This window comes from Streptomyces sp. NPDC057302, from assembly GCF_042667685.1.
In the GTDB taxonomy this organism is placed as follows: domain Bacteria; phylum Actinomycetota; class Actinomycetes; order Streptomycetales; family Streptomycetaceae; genus Streptomyces.
The window spans coordinates 32,681-49,272 of sequence record NZ_JBHUZJ010000041.1 but is presented as its reverse complement, the minus strand read 5'-3'; the positions used below and the strand labels follow the sequence as shown (position 1 = coordinate 49,272).

Here is a 16,592-nt window from a genome sequence, read left to right as displayed (position 1 = left end):
AACGGGGGGAAGCGGCATGGCGGGGAATCGTCCGGCGGATTGGCATGTCCTTGACTTGGACAAGGATCCGACGCCCGGTGATCCGCACCGGGTCCGGAGTCTTGCCAAGAACTTGCACGACTTCGCCGACGACGTGTCGAAGGTGTTGCGTGACGTCAAGGGGATGGCGGGCGAGGACGCGATCCTGCAGTGGGCGGGCAAGACGGCGGATGCCTTCACCGAGCAGTTCGAGGACGCGCCGGGCAAGCTGAAGAAGCTCCACAAGAGTTACGAGATGGCCGGCGACGCGCTGTCCGCGTACTGGCCGGAGCTGGAGCGCGCCCAGAGCCTGGCGGGCAAGGCGCTGATCAAGGGCCGTGAGGCGCGGGCCGACCTGAGCAGCGCCAAGTCCCGCCTTTCCACGGCGGATTCGTGGGTGGAGCGGGCGGGCAAGGAAGCCGACAAGTACAAGGACGACAAGGCTTCGGGTGGCGGCAAGGACGTGCCCGCACCCGACCCGGACAAGGTCAAGGCCGCCACCCGCAACGCCACTTCGGCGGAGAAGGCCCAGAGCACCGCCCAGGGGGATGTCTCCTCCGCGCAGAGCGCGCTGGACGCGGCGAAGAAGATGGCCGAGGACGCGCGCAAGATGCGCGAGGAGGCCGCGGGCACCGCCAAGCGGAAGATCGACGAGGCGTCCGACGCGGGCATCCAGAACCGCAAGTGGTGGGAGGAGATCGGGGACTGGGTCTCCGACAACTGGGACACCATCGTCGAGGTCTGCAAGGTCGTCGTCGCCGTGGTGGGCATCATCGCGATGATCGTGGGCGGGCCCATCCTGGCCATCATCGTCGTCGTGGCCGCCGTCATCGTGCTGGCCGACACCCTCAACAAATACAGAAAAGGCCAAGCAGGCCTCATGGACGTGGCCTTCGCCGCCCTGGACTGCATACCCGGCATGAAGGGCCTGACCACAGCCGCCAAACTCGGCAAGGGCCTGAAGGGTCTCAAGGGTGGTCTGAAGGGGATGAAGTCGGCCCGGACCGCACTGAAGGACGGCGCGAAGGGCGCGTACAACCGCGTCAAGAGCAAGATCAAGGGCTGCGGCGACCCGGTGGACGTGGCCACCGGGCAGATGTTCCTGTCTCAGACAGACGTCACCTTGCCCGGCACATTGCCGCTGGCCTTCACCCGCCGCGTCGCATCGGGCTACCGCACCGGCGGCTGGTTCGGGCCCAGCTGGTCCTCCACCATCGACCAGCGCCTGGAAGTCGACGAGCAGGGCATCGTGTTCGTCACCGAGGACGGCATGCTCCTCGCCTACCCGCACCCCGCGGGGCCTGATGCTCCCGTGCTGCCGGAGGGTGGCCCGCACCGGCCGTTGGAGCGCCTGGACGGCGGTGGCTACCGCGTCACCGACTCCATCACCGGACACCGCCACGACTTCGCCCCGCCGGTGGACGACGTGGCGCTGCTCACCCGGATATCGGACCGCAACCACAACACCATAGACATTGACTACGACACCGAGGGCACCCCGCTGGCGATCCGCCACTGCGGCGGATACCACCTCACCCTGACCGTCGAGGACGAGCGCGTCACCGCGCTCAGCCTCAAGGGCGCGGGCAAGGACGACCCGGACACCGTGATAAAGCGGTACGGCTACACCGACGGCAGCCTCACCGCAGTCACCAACTCCTCCGGTCTGCCGATGAAGTTCACCTACGACGAGCGCCTGCGCATCACGTCGTGGGAGGACAGCAACCGCAGCCGCTACGACTACACCTACGACGACGATGACCGCTGCACCGCCCAGCAGGGCATGGCCGGGCACATGGCCAACACCTTCGCCTACGACCTCGCCGATCCCGCCTGGCCCGGCTGCCGCATCACCGAGATCACCACACCAGAAGGCGCCACCTCCCGCGTCGCCGTCGACGACCATTGCCTGATCGTCGCCGAGGTCGACTCCCTGGGCGGCACCGTGACCACCACCTACGACATCCATCAGAACGTCGCCACCAGGACCGACCAGCTCGGACACACCACGGCCCTCGTCAACAACGAGCTGGGACAGCCTCTGCGGATCGTCCGGCCCGACGACACCGTCATCCGCATCAGCTACGACGAGCGTCACGCCCCCACGGCCATGGAGCTGCCGGACGGCGCCTCCTGGCAGTTCGCCAACGACGAGCGCGGGAACGTCACCGCCATCATCGATCCCCTCGGCGCGACCACGCACTTCAGGCGCGGGACGGACGGCAGTCTCGCCGAGGCGCAGGACGCCGCAGGGCGCACATCCGTCTACGCGAACAGCACCGCAGGCCTGCCGCTGACCGTGACCGACAGCCACGGCGGCACCACACGCTACGCGTACGACACGTTCGGCCTGACCACCGCCGTGACGGATGCCCTCGGCCACCGCACCTGCCTGGAATGGACGGTGGAGGGCCTGATCGCCCGCCGTACCGACCCGGACGGATCGCAGGAGAGCTGGGACTACGACGGCGAAGGCAACTGCGTCCGTCACATCGACGCCGTCGGCCAGGCGACCACGTTCGAGTACACCCACTTCGACCGCCTCAGCGCCCGCACCGGCCCCGGTGGCGAACGCTTCACCTTCGCGCACGACGCCGCGCTCCAGCTCACCCAGGTGACCAACCCCCAGGGTCTGACCTGGAACTACACCTACGACCTCACGGGCCGCCTGCTCACCGAGTCCGACTTCGACGGACGCACCGCCCACTACGCGTACGACGCGACCGGACTTCTCGTCTCCCGGACCAACGCCCTCGGCCAACGGATCCGCTACCGCCGTGACGCGCTGGGGCAGACCACCGCCAAGGATGCGGACGGCACAGCCACCACCTACACATATGCGGCGAACGGCTCGCTGATCGGGGCCGTCAGCCCGGACAGCAGTCTGCGCGTCGAACTAGACGCGGTCGGCCGTCGCATCGCCGAGACCGTCGATGGCCGGACCATGCGATTCGCCTACGACCCCGTCGGCAACCGCACGCTGCGCACCACCCCTTCGCACGCCCGCAGCACGTGGGAGTACGACTCCGCGGGACGTACCACCCGGCTGGCCACGGCGGGCCACACCATCGACTTCGCGCATGACGCCGCCGACCGCGAGGTCGCCCGCCACATCGACCGGACGCTCACCCTCACCCGCGGCTACGACAGCGTCGGCCGACTGGTGACGCAAGGCAGCACGGCCCCTGACGACCGTCGGATCACGGAACGCTCATACTCCTACCGCCCCGACGGCCACCTCAACGGCATGCGGGACTCCCGCACGGGCAGCCGGCGCTTCGACCTCGACCCCCGCGGCCGCGTCACGGCCGTGCACGCGGCGGGCTGGAGCGAGCGCTATGCCTACGACGCCGCGGGCAACCAGACCGAGGCCTCGTGGCCCGCGAAGCACCCTGGCCATGAGGCCACCGGGCCGCGCGCGTACACGGGAACACGGCTGGTCCGGGCAGGCGGCGTGTACTACGAGCATGACGCCCAGGGGCGCGTGGTCATGCGCCGCAAGACCCGGCTCTCCCGCAAGGCCGACGTCTGGCGTTATGAGTGGGACGCCGAGGACCGTCTCACGGCCGTAACGACGCCGGACGGCAGCCGCTGGCGCTACACCTACGACCCGCTGGGCCGACGGACCGGCAAGCTCCGGCTCGCCGCCGACGGCGAGACCGTCCTGGAGAGCACCGTCTTCACCTGGGACGGCAACACGCTCTGCGAACAGACCACGGAGCGGCCCACGGCGTGGTCCGCCGCCCAGGCGGGCACGGGGGACGGCGTGCGGTCCCCCGATCAGGGGGGCGAGGGCCTGCGCACCACGCTCACCTGGGACCACGACGGACTTTCCCCCGTGAGCCAGGCCGAACGGGTCTGGTCCGCCGACGCGCCTCAGGAGACCGTCGACGAGCGCTTCTACGCCATCGTCACCGACCTGGTCGGCACCCCCACCGAACTGCTCTCCCCGGACGGGGACGTCGCCTGGTACACCCGGTCCACCCTCTGGGGAACCACGGTCTGGAACAGCGACGCGAGCGCGTACACCCCGCTGCGCTTCCCCGGCCAGTACCACGACCCGGAGACGGGTTTCCACTACAACCACCACCGGCACTACGACCCCGAGACGGCCCGCTACACCAGTCCCGACCCCCTGGGCCTGCTGCCGGCGCCGAACCCCGTCGCCTACGTCCACAATCCGCACACCTGGTCCGACCCGCTGGGCCTGGCTCCCCTGTGCCATCAGCACGGCGGGGACACCGGTAGCCCCGACGGCCTCGGACTGGTGCACGGCCCCGCGCCGCGGCGCGCCTCGGACATGCTGGACCAGGTCAACGCCCGGCCCGGTGGAATCGGAAAGGTCGACGGTTACCATGGCAACGCGAACTGGGGTAACAACAAGTCCGCCCTGCCGGGAGGCAAATACAAGGAATGGGACGTCAACGCCAAGACCGACCTCCCGCAGTGCAGTGCACCGGGCTGCGGAAAGGAAATCAGGGGTCCCGAAAGGCTGCTGACCCCGAAGGACGGGCCCGGCCCCGCGTATTACACCCCGGACCACTACGGAACGTTCTACTACGTCGGCGAATTCACGGGGTGATCGATACATGACCGGCTTCGACGTCACGGGTACCACAGCACCCTGGGTCGTCTTCGTCCCCCGGAGGGCGCCCGAGGTCCAACGGCAGTTGTCCACCCTGGAGGCGAAGGGCGGACGGGTCCACCGCTTCGCCGCGTCCGACCTCATGACCGAGGAGGGCATCCACCGCGCGTTCGCGCGGACCCTGCGTTTCCCCGGCTATTACGGCAGGAACTGGGACGCCTTGGTGGACTGCCTCGACGACCTGTGCGGCGCGGTGACAGGTGGCGTCGGCATGGCGGGCGTCGTGCACGAAGCGGACCTCCTGCTCACCGCGGAACACTTCCCCCTTTTCGTGTCGGTCCTCTGCCAGGGCGCGGACCGGACGAATTCGGCGGTGGACCTGGACGGATTTCCCATGGACCGTCCCGCGGTCGCCGAGCACTTCATCTTCGAGTTCGACGCATTCGACCAGGAAGCGATCGCGCAAAAGGTGCGGCAGCCCGATTTGATCATCACGGCAGGGGACGGATTCGTGGCGGCCGAGCTCGATCCCGACGAGTGGCACTGAATCCGGGGCACCGCACGTCGCCCCGTCAACCATGAACGCAGCAGGGCGAGTTACTTCAGGGGGACACGGCCATGGGCAGCAAGGGCAAGAGCGACCTCTCCATCCCGATCACCGACCTCGAGGACTACGGCAGCCGCCTGCGCTCCATCAAGGACCGTATGAACCGGACGAAGAAGACCTTCGAGTCCTACAAGGACGACATCGGCGACGGCGGCGTCTACGACTCCCTTGAGGACTTCGAGTCCAACTGGGAGGACGGCCGCGAGGACATCGGCCAGCAGCTGACCGCCCTCGCCGAGCTGTCCGACGCCGTCGTGCGCGAGTTCAAGAAGCTGGACGACAAGCTGGCCAAGGAAGTCAACGACGCGGTGAAGCCGGCCAAGGGCAAGAGCAAGGGCAAGGACGCCAAGTAGCCGTCACTCCGCGAAGCGGAACGTAGACGTCACCGCGTCGAAGATGTCGAAGAACGCGTCCGCGAGTTCCAGCTGTTGGCTGCTGCCCGACACCAGCGCCACCTTCCCTTCCTGCCCCGGCACCGGAATGAAGGTCTGCATCAGGACGACACGGAGCGTGCGCTCGTCGCCCGGTACGGAGATGTCCTCCAGGCCGTACGTCCGCGCCGCGAGCCCGACGCCCGGAATATCGACCGTCTTCACCTTCCGCCACGCGTCACCCTCCCGCCTGGCCTCGCGCACACCGAGCTGGGCGACGATGCGGTCCGGGTCCGTCGGCAGGACGTCGCCGTTCGCCGTGCGGGCGCCGACCAGGGAGACCGTGACCGAGCCGGTGACCGGCGTATCACCGCCGAAGCTCTCCGCCATGCAGCCGCAGTACAGGGCGCCGGACTGCCAGGCGTCCTTCGATGCCTTGCGCAGGAAGCCCTCGAAGTCCTCCCGGTACGGGGCCAGCTCCGGGCGCTGGCGTACGCGGTCGTTGATCATCTGCCGGATGGCGGCGTCGCGCGACTCGGGCCGCACGTCGAACTCCCACCACGTCTCCGGCACCTTGATGCTGAATCCGCCGCGCGCGATGGTCTGCGGCTCTGTGTACCGGGCCATGGCAGTTCTCGTCCCCTCCGAACAGCTATCCGTCCGGACCACCCTACGAGCAGTCGGGGTCAGCGGTTCACGGACTGGATCTCCTGTACGGGGATCCGCCGGGTCGCGCCGAAGGAACCGGATGGCAGGGTTCCGCCCTCGCCGGTCGTGCTGCTCCAGCGGAGCCGCCAGGTCAGGGTGGCCCGGAGGGCGTACGTGGCGTTCGGCCCCGGGGAGCGTAGGTACGTCACCCCGCACGGCGGTTCCTGCTTCGACTTGCCTCGCGCGTAGGCCTCGCCGATGCCGCCGCTCTCGCGGATCGCGCAGCCGCCGGATGCGGGGAAGCGGGCCGCGTCGGGCGTGCCGGGGTCGAGGTGCAGGGCCTCGGGCTCGGCGGTCGTCGTCGCCGCGAGGCCCGTGCCGGGCAGGCTCGCCGTGACGCTGATCTTCTTGAACCTGGCCTTGTCCAGCCAGACCCAGGTGGGCAGGTTCACCGTGGAACGGCCGCTCGGGGCCGTCTTGATCTCGGTGCCGGGTACGGGGAGTTCGTCGTACGCGTACTCGGCGAGGATCTTCGGGGAGACCGCCTGGGGGTCCTCGGGGGTCTCCCCCTTGTCCACCCAGAAGGGCTGCCGGTCGCACGAGGTCGCCCCGGGGTCGTCCGCGCGGTTGGGGTTCACCACTGCGGCCCAGAACATTCCCTTGCCCTGCTGGGGGAGGTTGTAGTTCTTGTAGGGGTGGCCGTCCTTGTAGCGGCGCTCCAGCGCGTCGCCGATGACGTGGCCGATACCGCCGAAGAGCGGAGCACTCGCCCCGAAGGTGCGCCATGCCTTGACGGTGCTCTGGATCTCTTTGGGGGAGAACGCGGGTTCGTACCAGCATGCCGGGCGTGGCCGGGCGGCTCCCACCGGGGACAGTGAGCCGGTCGCGGAGGAGGGGTCCGCGCCACCACCGTGGACCGAAGTCCGTACGCGGGTCTGTGCGGTGATGACGCCGCCGTCCGTCCCGCCTCTCGCCTCGCTGCTGGCCTCGTCGCTGGTCCGGTCGGCCCAGGCCCGGGGTGCCATCGGCGACGCGAGCAGCGATGCGGCACAAACCGTCAGCGCGAGAGCCGCGGCTCGGTAACCGTTCATGGGCGGCAGGCCTTGCTGCCTCGCTCCGCCACGCTCTTGGTGAGCTGCCACACGCCCTTGGAGTTCTTCCTCAGCCGGTCGTTGTAGAAGACGTACGAATCCTTGGTGACCGGCGTGACGTTGGTCCTCTTCGTCTTGAGGTCCTTGGTGAAGCCCTTGGACTCGTCGCCGCAGTACGTGAGCCCTGCCGAACCGTCCTCGCTGAACGTCACCCGGCGATCGAAGTAGCGGACCGTCCCCGTCACCGTGGTCCCGTCCTCGACGAAGCCGCCGATCCATTCCACCGAGTCCAGGTAGGCCGAGCCCTTGCTGTAGAAGGCCACCGCCTTTGACCTGGGCTTCTGATCGCCGATCGCCTCGTCTACGGCACGCAAGTACTCGGCGTTGTCACGCAGCACCGCGTCCGTTCTCGCATCACCCGTCTTCTGCCTCTGCGGCTCGAAGACGAGTCGATCACCCTCGGGGAGCGTGGTCATGGGGCGTGCGATTCCGTCGCCGGGGGCGGTGGACGGTGTCACCGATGCGTTGTCCGCCCCCTGCCCCACACCGGCGATCTCGTCGGAGCCCCTGGGCTCCGCGCTCCCACCGCACCCGGCCAGCACCAGCCCGCCCACAACCGCGCCCACCCACGGCAATCCCAGCCTCGTACGCACCCGGCCCCACCTCCTGTACCTCCCGCAACGGGGAACAGGCGGTAAAACCGCCCACCCCCACCGAAGGTCACCAGAAGATCGACATCCCCGGAGTGAAAGTCCGATGAGTCGGCTGACCCCTGGCGTAGACGCCCGGGAAAAGCCCCGCTCAGCCGACCGCGTTCTCCGCGGCCGCCCGCCCCCGCACCGTCACGTCGCCCCCGTAGAACATCCCGGTGAACACCGGGCTGTAGGTGAGCTGGACCTCGACCTCGACCTGGTTGGCGTTCGCCGTCACGCAGTGCGTCGCCGCGACGTCCGCGCCGCTCATGCCCGTCGTACGGGCGTACTGCTGGGCTCGTGCGCCGCAGTTCTCGTAGTTGATGGGAGCGCCCTTGGCGCCCTCGTAGATGCCCTCGGTGTCGAGGTCCTGCGCGGCATAGCGCGCGGCCTGTTCCGCGATGTCCGCGGCCCGTTCCCGCTTGGAGATGGACAGGCCGCCGTCGATCACGAAGGCCGAGAGCGAGAGGAAGACGAGGGCGAAGATGATGACGGCACCCGCGCCCGAGCCACGGTCGTCGAGGCGTTCGCGACGGGCGGTGACCCAGTTGCCCATACGCCGAAGCCGCATACGGCGATCCGTGCTCACGCCGACCTCCGGTAGGGGTCGAGGGACGAGCTGAAGGTGGCCTTCAGCGTCGTCTCCATGTCGAGGCCCAGCATCGCCAACCCCCGCACCTGGCAGCTCACTTCCACCGTGAAGAACGTGCCGGAGACGAAGCCGGGGCTCGTCTTCCTGACGTCGATCGGGCCGACGCAGATGTCCGTGAGGTTGGCCGCCGCGGCCGCCTTCGCCTCGGCCATCGCCGTGCCCTGGTCCTTCTGGATCGAACCGGCACGCGCGGCATCGCGCGCCGCCCCGTCGACCGCCCCCCGGCCGTCCACGAGCTGGCCGAAGGCCACCAGGATCAGGACGAAGAGGATCATCACGGGAGCGAGGATGACCACCTCGATGGTCGAGAGGCCCCGGTCCGACGACCGCCGCCGACGGTCCGAAGCCCACGCACTCGTCCCATGGAGGGCAGCGCGCATCCCGCGGCGGACGGCGCGGGCCCCTGCGTTCCCCATCAGCCGTCGTCCTCCACAAACCGCTCCACCGGGCCCGCCGACTGCGCGTGCACCGTCATGTCCAGGCCGGGAAAGACGGACGGCACCTTCGCGGTGATCTCCACGCCGACCGTGTTCGCCTTCGGTTCGACCGTCTTCACGTCCGGGCCGAGCACCAACTGCGGGCCCAGCTGCTGGATGTAGTCGTCGACCACGTCCCGCGCCTCGCCCCGCCACGCGCCCGGGTTCTCGTCGGCCGTGGCACGGGCCTTGCGGGCGCCCGCCTGGGCCGCGGCCTGGGCGACATGATCCGCGAAGAAGTACAGCGCGAACTGCACCGTCGCGAAGATCATGAAGAAGAGGACCGGGGTGAGCAGCACGAACTCGATCGCGGTCATGCCGGATTCACCGCGGGTGGAGGCTGCCTCCACCCTGCGGCGTATCCATCGCTTCACGCACCCGCGCACTCGTCCCCGCCTTCGCTCCCCGGTCAACGGCTGATCAGCAGGTCTTGCCGGCGTCGGCACCCTCGATGCAGTTCTTGACGTCTTCCGCGCCGCCCTTCAGCGCGCCGTTGATGACGGCGGCGACCACGCCGACGATCGCCACGACGACCGCCGAGATGATGACCCACTCGACGGCGGACGCGCCGCGGTCGAGCTCGCCGGAGCGGGCGCGCTCGACGCGGCCCCGCAGGAAGGTGACCAGAAAGTCCATCGCCGGGATACCGGTGCTGAAGTTCCGTCCGTTCATGGTGAGTTGTCCTCTCAGGAGTGGGGGGAGGTTGTCGGGCCGCCCCCGTCGGCCGGCCCGTCCTTCGCCTTAAAGATCGGTGGTCATCGCTAGACCTGGAACACGCGCATCGCCGCCGGGAAGATGAGGAAGACCAGGAAGCCCGCGCACAGGAGCAGCTGGGCGACGAGCATCGACTGGGACTTCTCGCCCGCGCTGCCCTCGATCTCGGCCATCTCGCGGTGGCGCATCGTCTCCGCGCGGGAGGCGAGCGACTCGCGGACCTTCGCGCCGTCGTCCGCCACCAGGGCGAGGGAGGCCGACAGGTCCTTGAGCTCTTCGATGCCCAGTTCCTCGCCCAGCGTGCCGAGCGCCTGCCACTGGCTGATGCCGGTGATACGCGCGTCGGCAAGGGCACTTCGGATACGCCGTGTCGCCCATCCGTCGGAGATCTCCGCCGCCGCCATGAGGGCCTCGGGGAGGCCGCGGCCACCCGCCAGGCTCATCGACACCAGGTCCAGATAGGCACCGATGACGCGCCGCAGGTCGCGCCGCTTCTCGGCCGCGTCCCGCCGCACCTCCAGGTCCGGCAGGAAGAAGAAGAGAACGCCGAACATCAAGGCCAGCCAGACCGGGATGATCGGGCTGCTGCCCACGCCCAGCGTCCAGATGATGGCGAACATGAACGGCCCGAAGAACACTCCCGCGGCCGCGAGCAGCGTCTTCGTCGCCAGGAACTTCTCCCAGCTGCGGTCGAGCACCGCCAGGTCGGCGCGGAGCGAGCGCTGTTCCCAGCCCTGCTCCAGGTAGAACTCGGCGACCCGCGTGCCCACCCGGGCACGCGTCGAGTTCAGGCGGCCGGAGTCCTTCTTGCCGTCGCCGTGCGCCGGTGAGCGGTGCGACTCGTACGCCGCGCCCCTCGCCCGCATGGCGTCGATCCGCGCGACGGTGGCGACCGCACTCCGCTTGGAGGGCATCAGGGCACGTACGAGGGCGTAGATGCCAAGGCCCAGGATGGCGCCTATCACTATCGGCATCGTCAGGCTCATCGACGTACCCCCTCAGGATTCGAGAAGCCGGGCTGGCCGGGCTGGCCGGACTGCCCAGGCTGACCCGGCTGCCCAGGCTGACCCGGCTGTCCGTACGGACCGGCCGGACCCGTCAGCGGCGCCTGCTCGCCCGCACCGGGAGCGGCACCCGCACCCGGCCCCCGCGGCCGTACGAACTGCACGCCGGGCTCGTCCCGTACCAGGAAGCGGTCCGGCGTCTCCACCGTCGACAGCTTCCGCAGCCACCAGAAGCCGAGCGCGAACAGGCCGCAGACCATGGCGAGTACGAGCTGGCCGACCGCGGTGCCGTAGGGCGAGACGAAGTCGCGGTTGAAGATCGAGAGGCCGAGCACGAACGCGATCGACACCGCGACCACGATCTGCACCGACCTGCGGGTCGATGCCCGCTGGGCCATCACGCGCTGGCGCATGTCGACCTCTTCGCGGGCCGACTTGGCCAGGGCGCCCAGGACTTGGCGCAGACCCGGACCGCGCAGCTTGGCGTTCAGGATCAGCGCCGCCACGATGATGTCCGCCGACGCGTCGTCGATCTCGTCGGCGAGGATCTGCAGCGCCTCGGGAAGCGGCGTACGCGCACGCAGCCGGTCCACCAGAGCGTCCAGGTGGGGGCGCAGGACGGGGGCAGCGGCCCGCGCCGAAGCGGGGATCGCCTGCTCCAGGCCGACCGCGCCCGCGATGGTGTCGCGCAGGGACTCCGTCCAGGCGGCGAGCGCCTCGACGCGCTTCATCTGCGCGCGCTCCTCCGACGCGCCGCCGAAGAGCTTGTCCCAGAAGAAGACGAGTATCCCGGAGGCGATGCCCGCCACCGCCCAGCGCGTGAGCAGCAGGACCACCAGGCCCACGCCGATGGCGAGCGAGCCGCGCCGGCCCGCGAACCGGATGAGTTCGCTCATCCGCTCGCTGGCCTTCTGCTTCTCGTGCGCGGGCTTCACCGGCAGACCGCGCAGCGCGATCGCGAGGACCGCGATGCCACCGCCGACCGCGATGCCGCAGCCCAGTGCGTACAGGACGGGCAGCGAGAAAAGGCCGCCCATCGAGCCGAGTGAGTTCATGTCGTGCTCACCCCCATTGCCCGGCGGGGCGGTAGCCGAACACGGCCAGGTCGTCCATGCAGGCGATCGGCGCGTGCGCGACGACCTGCCCGTTCGAGGCCTCCGCGAAGACCTCGCTGGACAGGACGCGGCCGTCGACGCCGTTGACCTCGCGGACCGAGGTCACCATGCGCTGGAGCTTGCCGCCGGTCTGGTAGTTGTTGCGCCGCTGGATGAAGACGACGAAGTTGACGGCTCCGGCCACCAGCATCTGGCTCGCCTCGATGGGCAGCCGTTCGGTGGCCTGGAGGGCGTACGTCGAGATGCGGTTGAAGACCTCACTCGAACTGTTGGCGTGGATCGTGGAGAGCGAGCCGTCGTTGCCCTGCGACATCGCGTTGAGCATGGTCACGATCTCGTCGCCGAGCACCTCACCGACGATGACCCTCGACGGGTTCATACGGAGCGAACGGCGTACGAGCTCCGCCATCGAAATGGTGCCCTGGCCTTCGGAGTTGGGCAGGCGCTCCTCGAAGGCGACGACGTTCGGGTGCAGATCGGCGTACTGGTCGAGGCCGAGTTCGAGGGCTCGCTCGACGGTCACCAGGCGCTCGTGCGGCGGGATCTCGTTGGCGAGCGCCCTCAGCAGAGTGGTCTTTCCGGCGTTCGTCGCGCCCGCGATCATGATGTTCTTGCGGGCCCGCACCGCGCACGCCATGAAGTGCGCGACCTCGGGCGTCACCGTGCCGTTGCCCACCAGGTCCGACATGAAGACCTTGCCCATGCGGGCACGTCGGATGGAGAGCGCCGGGCGCCGCGTGACGTCCATGACGGCCGACAGACGCGAGCCGTCGGGGAGCCGGAGGTCGAGCTGCGGGTTGGCGGAGTCGAAGGGACGCGAGGAGAGACCGGAGTAGGCGCCGAGGATCTGGATGAGCTCGATGAGCTCCTCGTCCGTCTCGGCGACCGGGTCCGCCTTGGCCTCGCGCCCGTCGGCGTATCCGACGAAGACCTGGTCGTACCCGTTGATGTCGATGTTCTCGACCTCGGGGTCGTCGAGCAGCGGCTGGAGCCGTCCGACGCCGAAGAGCGCGGCGTGCACGGCGGCCGCGTACTTCTCCTCGGTGTCGGCGTCCAGCGGGGTGCGCCCGGCGTTGATCTCCGTGCGGGCGTACTCCTCCAATATCTGGGCGATGACGGCGCGGGCGTACTGCCGCTCGTCCTCGCCCGACATGGGGGTGACGCCGGAGACCTGGTCCAGGCGGCGCTGCTCGGCGATGCGGTCACCGGCGTCCTGCCGGAACCGCTTCACGAGCTGGTGATCGACGGGAACGCTCATCGGCCCGCCCCGTGCGCGCCGGCCCCGTGCGGACCCGCGGCCGGGTTGGCCCAGGCCGCGCCGTACTGCTGGTAGAGGTCGACGGTCACCTTGCGGGCCGAGCGGATCAGCATCGACTTGTCGAGACGCCCGCGCTTGCGGCCCGCCAACTGCTCGGCGCCCGCCGGGTCCCCGGCGAGCGTGCCGACGACGCGGGCGCCGGTCTGCGCGGCCATCAGCATGTCGTTGACCTGGTGGACGAGCTTCGCGGACGTCGAGGGGTCGGCGATCAGGAGTACGCCGATGAGCGGGGTCGCGAGCGACGCGGCCCCACGGGATCCGCCGTGCAGCTTGGCGGCGAGGGCGGCGGCACGGTCACGTACGCGCGCGATGGCCTCGGGCTCGGTCCGCGAGACGAGCAGCACGAGGGCGGCCTGCGGGAACAGCTCGACGGCAGGGGTGTCCCCGCTGATGCGACCGCAGTCGGCGATGACGTCGGCGGGCGCGTGCGGGGAGTCGGCGAGCTGCGAGAAGGCACGGCCGAGGGTGGGCCAGAGCCCCGCGAGCCCGGCGGCCTGTTCGGCGACGCCAAGACCCACGAGGACTTCGAGCCCACCGGCCAACGGCTGTGTGTGGTCCCAGAGTTGATCGGGTACGAGGCCCCGGCGTGCGGTGGCCGCGATGCTGAGCATCCCGGTGTTGGGGTTGAGCGGTCCGCCGTGCGCGGCGGCACTGCGGTAGACCAGGTCGCCGCCCGCGGGGTCGGTCTCCGCGACGAGCACGCGCCGCGGCCAGACGGCAGCGAGCGCGACGGCCGCGGTGGTGACTCCGGGAGACCCCTTGTCGGCGGCGAGAGCAATGAGCGCCATGTCTCTTCTACTCGCCTCTAGTTGCCGTTGGGAGACACTTGGACGAGCGAGACGGCACCGGCGGACGCGGCCCTGGTGACGGCGGCGGCGTCGGCGGTGTCCACCAGGAGCGTGATGCCGAGGGCGCCGGTGCTCACGGTGGAGTCGCTCTTCTCCGCCACGTTGTTGACGCGGGCGGCCGAGACGATGGGCGAGTCACTCGCGCCCGTTCCGGCGGAGCCGCCGGTCTCCTTGCTGCCACTCCCGGAGGAAGGGGAGTCGCCGACCTGGTAGACGTCCACGCTGTCGCCGGACTTCAGTCCGGACGCGGGGTACTGCCCTTCCTTGAGCGAGACACCGACGGCGGACTTGCCCGCGGGCAGGCCGCTCTTGCCGGAGAACATCTCACCGACGGCCACGGCACCCTTGGGGATGGTGTTGGTGGCCTTGAGCTTCTTCAGTTCGCCGAGCTGCGACCACTTCACGTAGTTGATGCCCGCGTCGTCGGCGACCATGACGGAGGTGGTGTTGCTGTCGCTCACCGTCTCCCCCGCGGGGATCTCGGCCGTCACCTTCACGACCTCTACACGCTCGCCCGCGCGCAGCACGAGCACGGTGGCGCCGAGGGCGCCGACGAGGATGAGCAGAACGGCCAGGGCGGCGAGTGCCGGTTTGCGCTCGCGAGGCGGCGCGGGAAGGCGCTCACCGACCGCTGGCTGAACCGGCGCGGCGGAACGGCTGCCCGCCCCCGTACGCTCTTGGATCTTCACGCAACTGCTCCCCGCACGCCCAAGAAGATTCGGTCATTTTCAGACACTCGCGACTCTCTTCGCCCGCCTCGGGCGGGCTATTCAGCCCCAGGCACAGTGTCAAGTCATCGCACCGTATCAGCAGCACATAAGCCCCTCAAGGCGCGCCAAGACCGCCGAAGCCCGTGCGCCTCATCGTTATCCACGCGCAATCCACACTCCATGGTTCCCACGCATTCCGGGATGTGGAGGAGGTGGTGAGGATGTGCGTACGCGAATATCCACCGTTTGCGCAACGGGCGCCGGAGAGCGCGGTGATGAGGAACACCGGCCGATCGACGGCCGCCCGGCGACCACGCGGAACCGATGAGCAGCTGATCCGTCAGCCGGACGGATGACGCCGGGAGGGGTGGGGGTGGTTCCTGGTTGGGTGGAGTTCGGCCAAATTCGGTCGCGGGTCGTGCTCCGGGCAGGGGGTGGAGAACAGAGGGGAGACTCCGTGCGGGAACGGGATGCGCAGGAACGGGAATTCGCGACATCTCTGGCACGGAGCGGCCTGAAGTACCTGGGCATGGTCGCCCCCTCCACCCCCTCCACCTCACCCACCCCACTCATACCGCCGAACCTCGCGTCCTTCGCGAACTCGACGGCTGCCGAGGGGCGGGAGGTCGCCGTCAGCTTGAGGATCGGCCTGCCAGACCTTCCGGAGAGGGTGAACGCCGAGTGGTACGGCCTCTCCACGGAGCAAGGTCTTTTCTCAGCGGCGGCCCCGGAGTTCCTGCTCTCCGTCCCCGGCAACGTGGCCGAGTCGCCGCACGGCTTGTGGTGGGCGCGGGTGACGCTGGAGGCGGAGTGGGATCTGGCGGGGGCCGGTGCCGCGGCCGGGGTCACGGGGAGCGGGTGGGGCTACCCGGAGTTCGTGATGCTGTCTGTCGCGGGCGATGTCATCGTCCGGGGGTCGACGGGCGAGGAATACACGGACTGCGTGGCGTTGAGGGATCCGCAGCGCATCCGAACGCTGAGGGATCTCGGCGCCGACATGGCGCACTGGCCTCATCTCCCCAAGCCTGCGCGGGACGCGGTGTCACGCTGGCTGGAGCACACGGAGACTCCGTAGCCCGGGATGGATGGCTGGATGACTGACGTCAGCCGATCGAGCCCCAGCCGCGCCGGGGCCTGGGCGGCGCGGCGGACGCGGCGCTACCGCCGGGTGCCCCAGCCCTCGTACGCCGCCGCTCCAGCAGCATCAACACCCCGGAGACCACTGCCAGCCCCCAGAGAACCGCCATGAACGCCCCGAAGCCGAGCGCGAACCACCCCCCGCTGTCCCCCTGCGCCAGCAGCCGCACTCCGCCGACGAGCGCCACGGCGGTCAGCACCGTCCAGGGCAACATCCAAGGCCACGGGTTCGGCTCCGGCACGGCCTCCTCACGCCGCCCGGAGAGGAACGCGGCGTACCAGTAACGCGCCGCCCACCAGGCAACGGCCAACAGGGAAACACCCGCCGCCCCCAGGCCCAGCCGCGCGAGGCCACCCATGTCACCACTGACGGCCGGGACCGCCATCCCGACCCCGGCCCCGAGCAACCCCACGAACAACATGCCGCCAACGGCCATCCGATGGCGACGACTGCCGTCGAGCGCGCTGGGCGATATGTACATGCGCGCCACCTTAGAAGAAGCCCCCTCGGAGACACCGCCCCGCATCTCGTCAACACCCCGCCGCGGCAGTCGCCCTCCTTCTCTTTTCTTCATTCATACGGCCGCGACGCGCTCGGCCCAGTAC

General features: G+C 69.5%; 17 protein-coding genes. 4 read left to right on the top strand and 13 right to left on the bottom strand.

Going from position 1 to position 16,592, the window contains the following annotated elements:
• The first annotated feature begins 16 nt into the window (after positions 1-16).
• The 3 genes from ACFUPX_RS26070 to ACFUPX_RS26060 all read left to right on the top strand — a co-directional run bounded on the left by ACFUPX_RS26070 (position 17) and on the right by ACFUPX_RS26060 (position 5,563).
• Entirely contained in the window at positions 17-4,600 is a 4,584-nt protein-coding gene (locus tag ACFUPX_RS26070; RefSeq protein WP_383327314.1) for a DUF6531 domain-containing protein, read from the top strand.
• 7 nt (positions 4,601-4,607) lie between these two features.
• Positions 4,608-5,150 carry a barstar family protein gene (locus tag ACFUPX_RS26065; RefSeq protein WP_383327311.1) on the top strand — a complete coding sequence of 181 codons (543 nt, stop codon included), beginning with the start codon at positions 4,608-4,610 and terminating at the stop codon, positions 5,148-5,150.
• A gap of 71 nt (positions 5,151-5,221) precedes the next feature.
• On the top strand, positions 5,222-5,563 hold the full coding sequence (locus ACFUPX_RS26060; RefSeq protein WP_383327308.1) for a hypothetical protein: 342 nt from the start codon (positions 5,222-5,224) through the stop codon (positions 5,561-5,563).
• Between the two features lie 3 nt (positions 5,564-5,566).
• Here ACFUPX_RS26060 and ACFUPX_RS26055 read toward each other — a convergent pair whose 3' ends face one another.
• The 12 genes from ACFUPX_RS26055 to ACFUPX_RS26000 form a co-directional block, all read right to left on the bottom strand.
• Complete coding sequence (locus ACFUPX_RS26055; protein WP_383327305.1) at positions 5,567-6,208, bottom strand: hypothetical protein; 642 nt, start codon at positions 6,206-6,208, stop codon at positions 5,567-5,569.
• Between the two features lie 59 nt (positions 6,209-6,267).
• Positions 6,268-7,320, bottom strand: a complete 1,053-nt coding sequence (locus ACFUPX_RS26050) for a hypothetical protein (RefSeq protein WP_383327302.1) — start codon at positions 7,318-7,320, stop codon at positions 6,268-6,270.
• The gene (locus tag ACFUPX_RS26045; RefSeq protein ID WP_383327299.1) at positions 7,317-7,973 is read right to left on the bottom strand and encodes a hypothetical protein; all 657 of its coding nucleotides are present in this window, start codon (positions 7,971-7,973) and stop codon (positions 7,317-7,319) included. The genes ACFUPX_RS26050 and ACFUPX_RS26045 overlap by 4 nt, the downstream gene beginning before the upstream one ends.
• 148 nt (positions 7,974-8,121) lie before the next feature.
• Positions 8,122-8,583, bottom strand: a complete 462-nt coding sequence (locus ACFUPX_RS26040) for a TadE/TadG family type IV pilus assembly protein (RefSeq protein ID WP_383327296.1) — start codon at positions 8,581-8,583, stop codon at positions 8,122-8,124.
• 14 nt (positions 8,584-8,597) lie between these two features.
• The gene (locus ACFUPX_RS26035) at positions 8,598-9,044 is read right to left on the bottom strand and encodes a TadE/TadG family type IV pilus assembly protein (protein WP_383327384.1); all 447 of its coding nucleotides are present in this window, start codon (positions 9,042-9,044) and stop codon (positions 8,598-8,600) included.
• A gap of 35 nt (positions 9,045-9,079) precedes the next feature.
• Positions 9,080-9,457 carry a TadE family protein gene (locus ACFUPX_RS26030; protein ID WP_383327294.1) on the bottom strand — a complete coding sequence of 126 codons (378 nt, stop codon included), beginning with the start codon at positions 9,455-9,457 and terminating at the stop codon, positions 9,080-9,082.
• 103 nt (positions 9,458-9,560) lie between these two features.
• Entirely contained in the window at positions 9,561-9,812 is a 252-nt protein-coding gene (locus ACFUPX_RS26025; protein WP_383327292.1) for a hypothetical protein, read from the bottom strand.
• 89 nt (positions 9,813-9,901) lie between these two features.
• On the bottom strand, positions 9,902-10,840 hold the full coding sequence (locus ACFUPX_RS26020) for a type II secretion system F family protein (RefSeq protein WP_383327289.1): 939 nt from the start codon (positions 10,838-10,840) through the stop codon (positions 9,902-9,904).
• The gene (locus ACFUPX_RS26015) at positions 10,837-11,913 is read right to left on the bottom strand and encodes a type II secretion system F family protein (RefSeq protein ID WP_383327286.1); all 1,077 of its coding nucleotides are present in this window, start codon (positions 11,911-11,913) and stop codon (positions 10,837-10,839) included. Before ACFUPX_RS26015 ends, ACFUPX_RS26020 begins: the two co-directional genes overlap by 4 nt.
• A gap of 7 nt (positions 11,914-11,920) precedes the next feature.
• Positions 11,921-13,231 (bottom strand): CpaF family protein, encoded by a 1,311-nt coding sequence (locus ACFUPX_RS26010; protein ID WP_383327283.1) that lies wholly within the window; start codon positions 13,229-13,231, stop codon positions 11,921-11,923.
• Positions 13,228-14,079, bottom strand: a complete 852-nt coding sequence (locus ACFUPX_RS26005) for a hypothetical protein (RefSeq protein ID WP_383327281.1) — start codon at positions 14,077-14,079, stop codon at positions 13,228-13,230. Before ACFUPX_RS26005 ends, ACFUPX_RS26010 begins: the two co-directional genes overlap by 4 nt.
• 17 nt (positions 14,080-14,096) lie before the next feature.
• Positions 14,097-14,828: an RcpC/CpaB family pilus assembly protein gene (locus tag ACFUPX_RS26000; protein ID WP_383327278.1), complete on the bottom strand. Its 732-nt coding sequence runs from the start codon at positions 14,826-14,828 to the stop codon at positions 14,097-14,099.
• Positions 14,829-15,306: 478 nt separating this feature from the next.
• Between ACFUPX_RS26000 and ACFUPX_RS25995 the strand changes: the two genes are divergently transcribed.
• The gene (locus ACFUPX_RS25995) at positions 15,307-15,924 is read left to right on the top strand and encodes a hypothetical protein (protein ID WP_383327275.1); all 618 of its coding nucleotides are present in this window, start codon (positions 15,307-15,309) and stop codon (positions 15,922-15,924) included.
• 28 nt (positions 15,925-15,952) lie between these two features.
• On the opposite strand, the gene ACFUPX_RS25990 is transcribed toward ACFUPX_RS25995, so the two are convergent.
• On the bottom strand, positions 15,953-16,468 hold the full coding sequence (locus ACFUPX_RS25990) for a hypothetical protein (RefSeq protein WP_383327272.1): 516 nt from the start codon (positions 16,466-16,468) through the stop codon (positions 15,953-15,955).
• Positions 16,469-16,592: the final 124 nt, after the last annotated feature.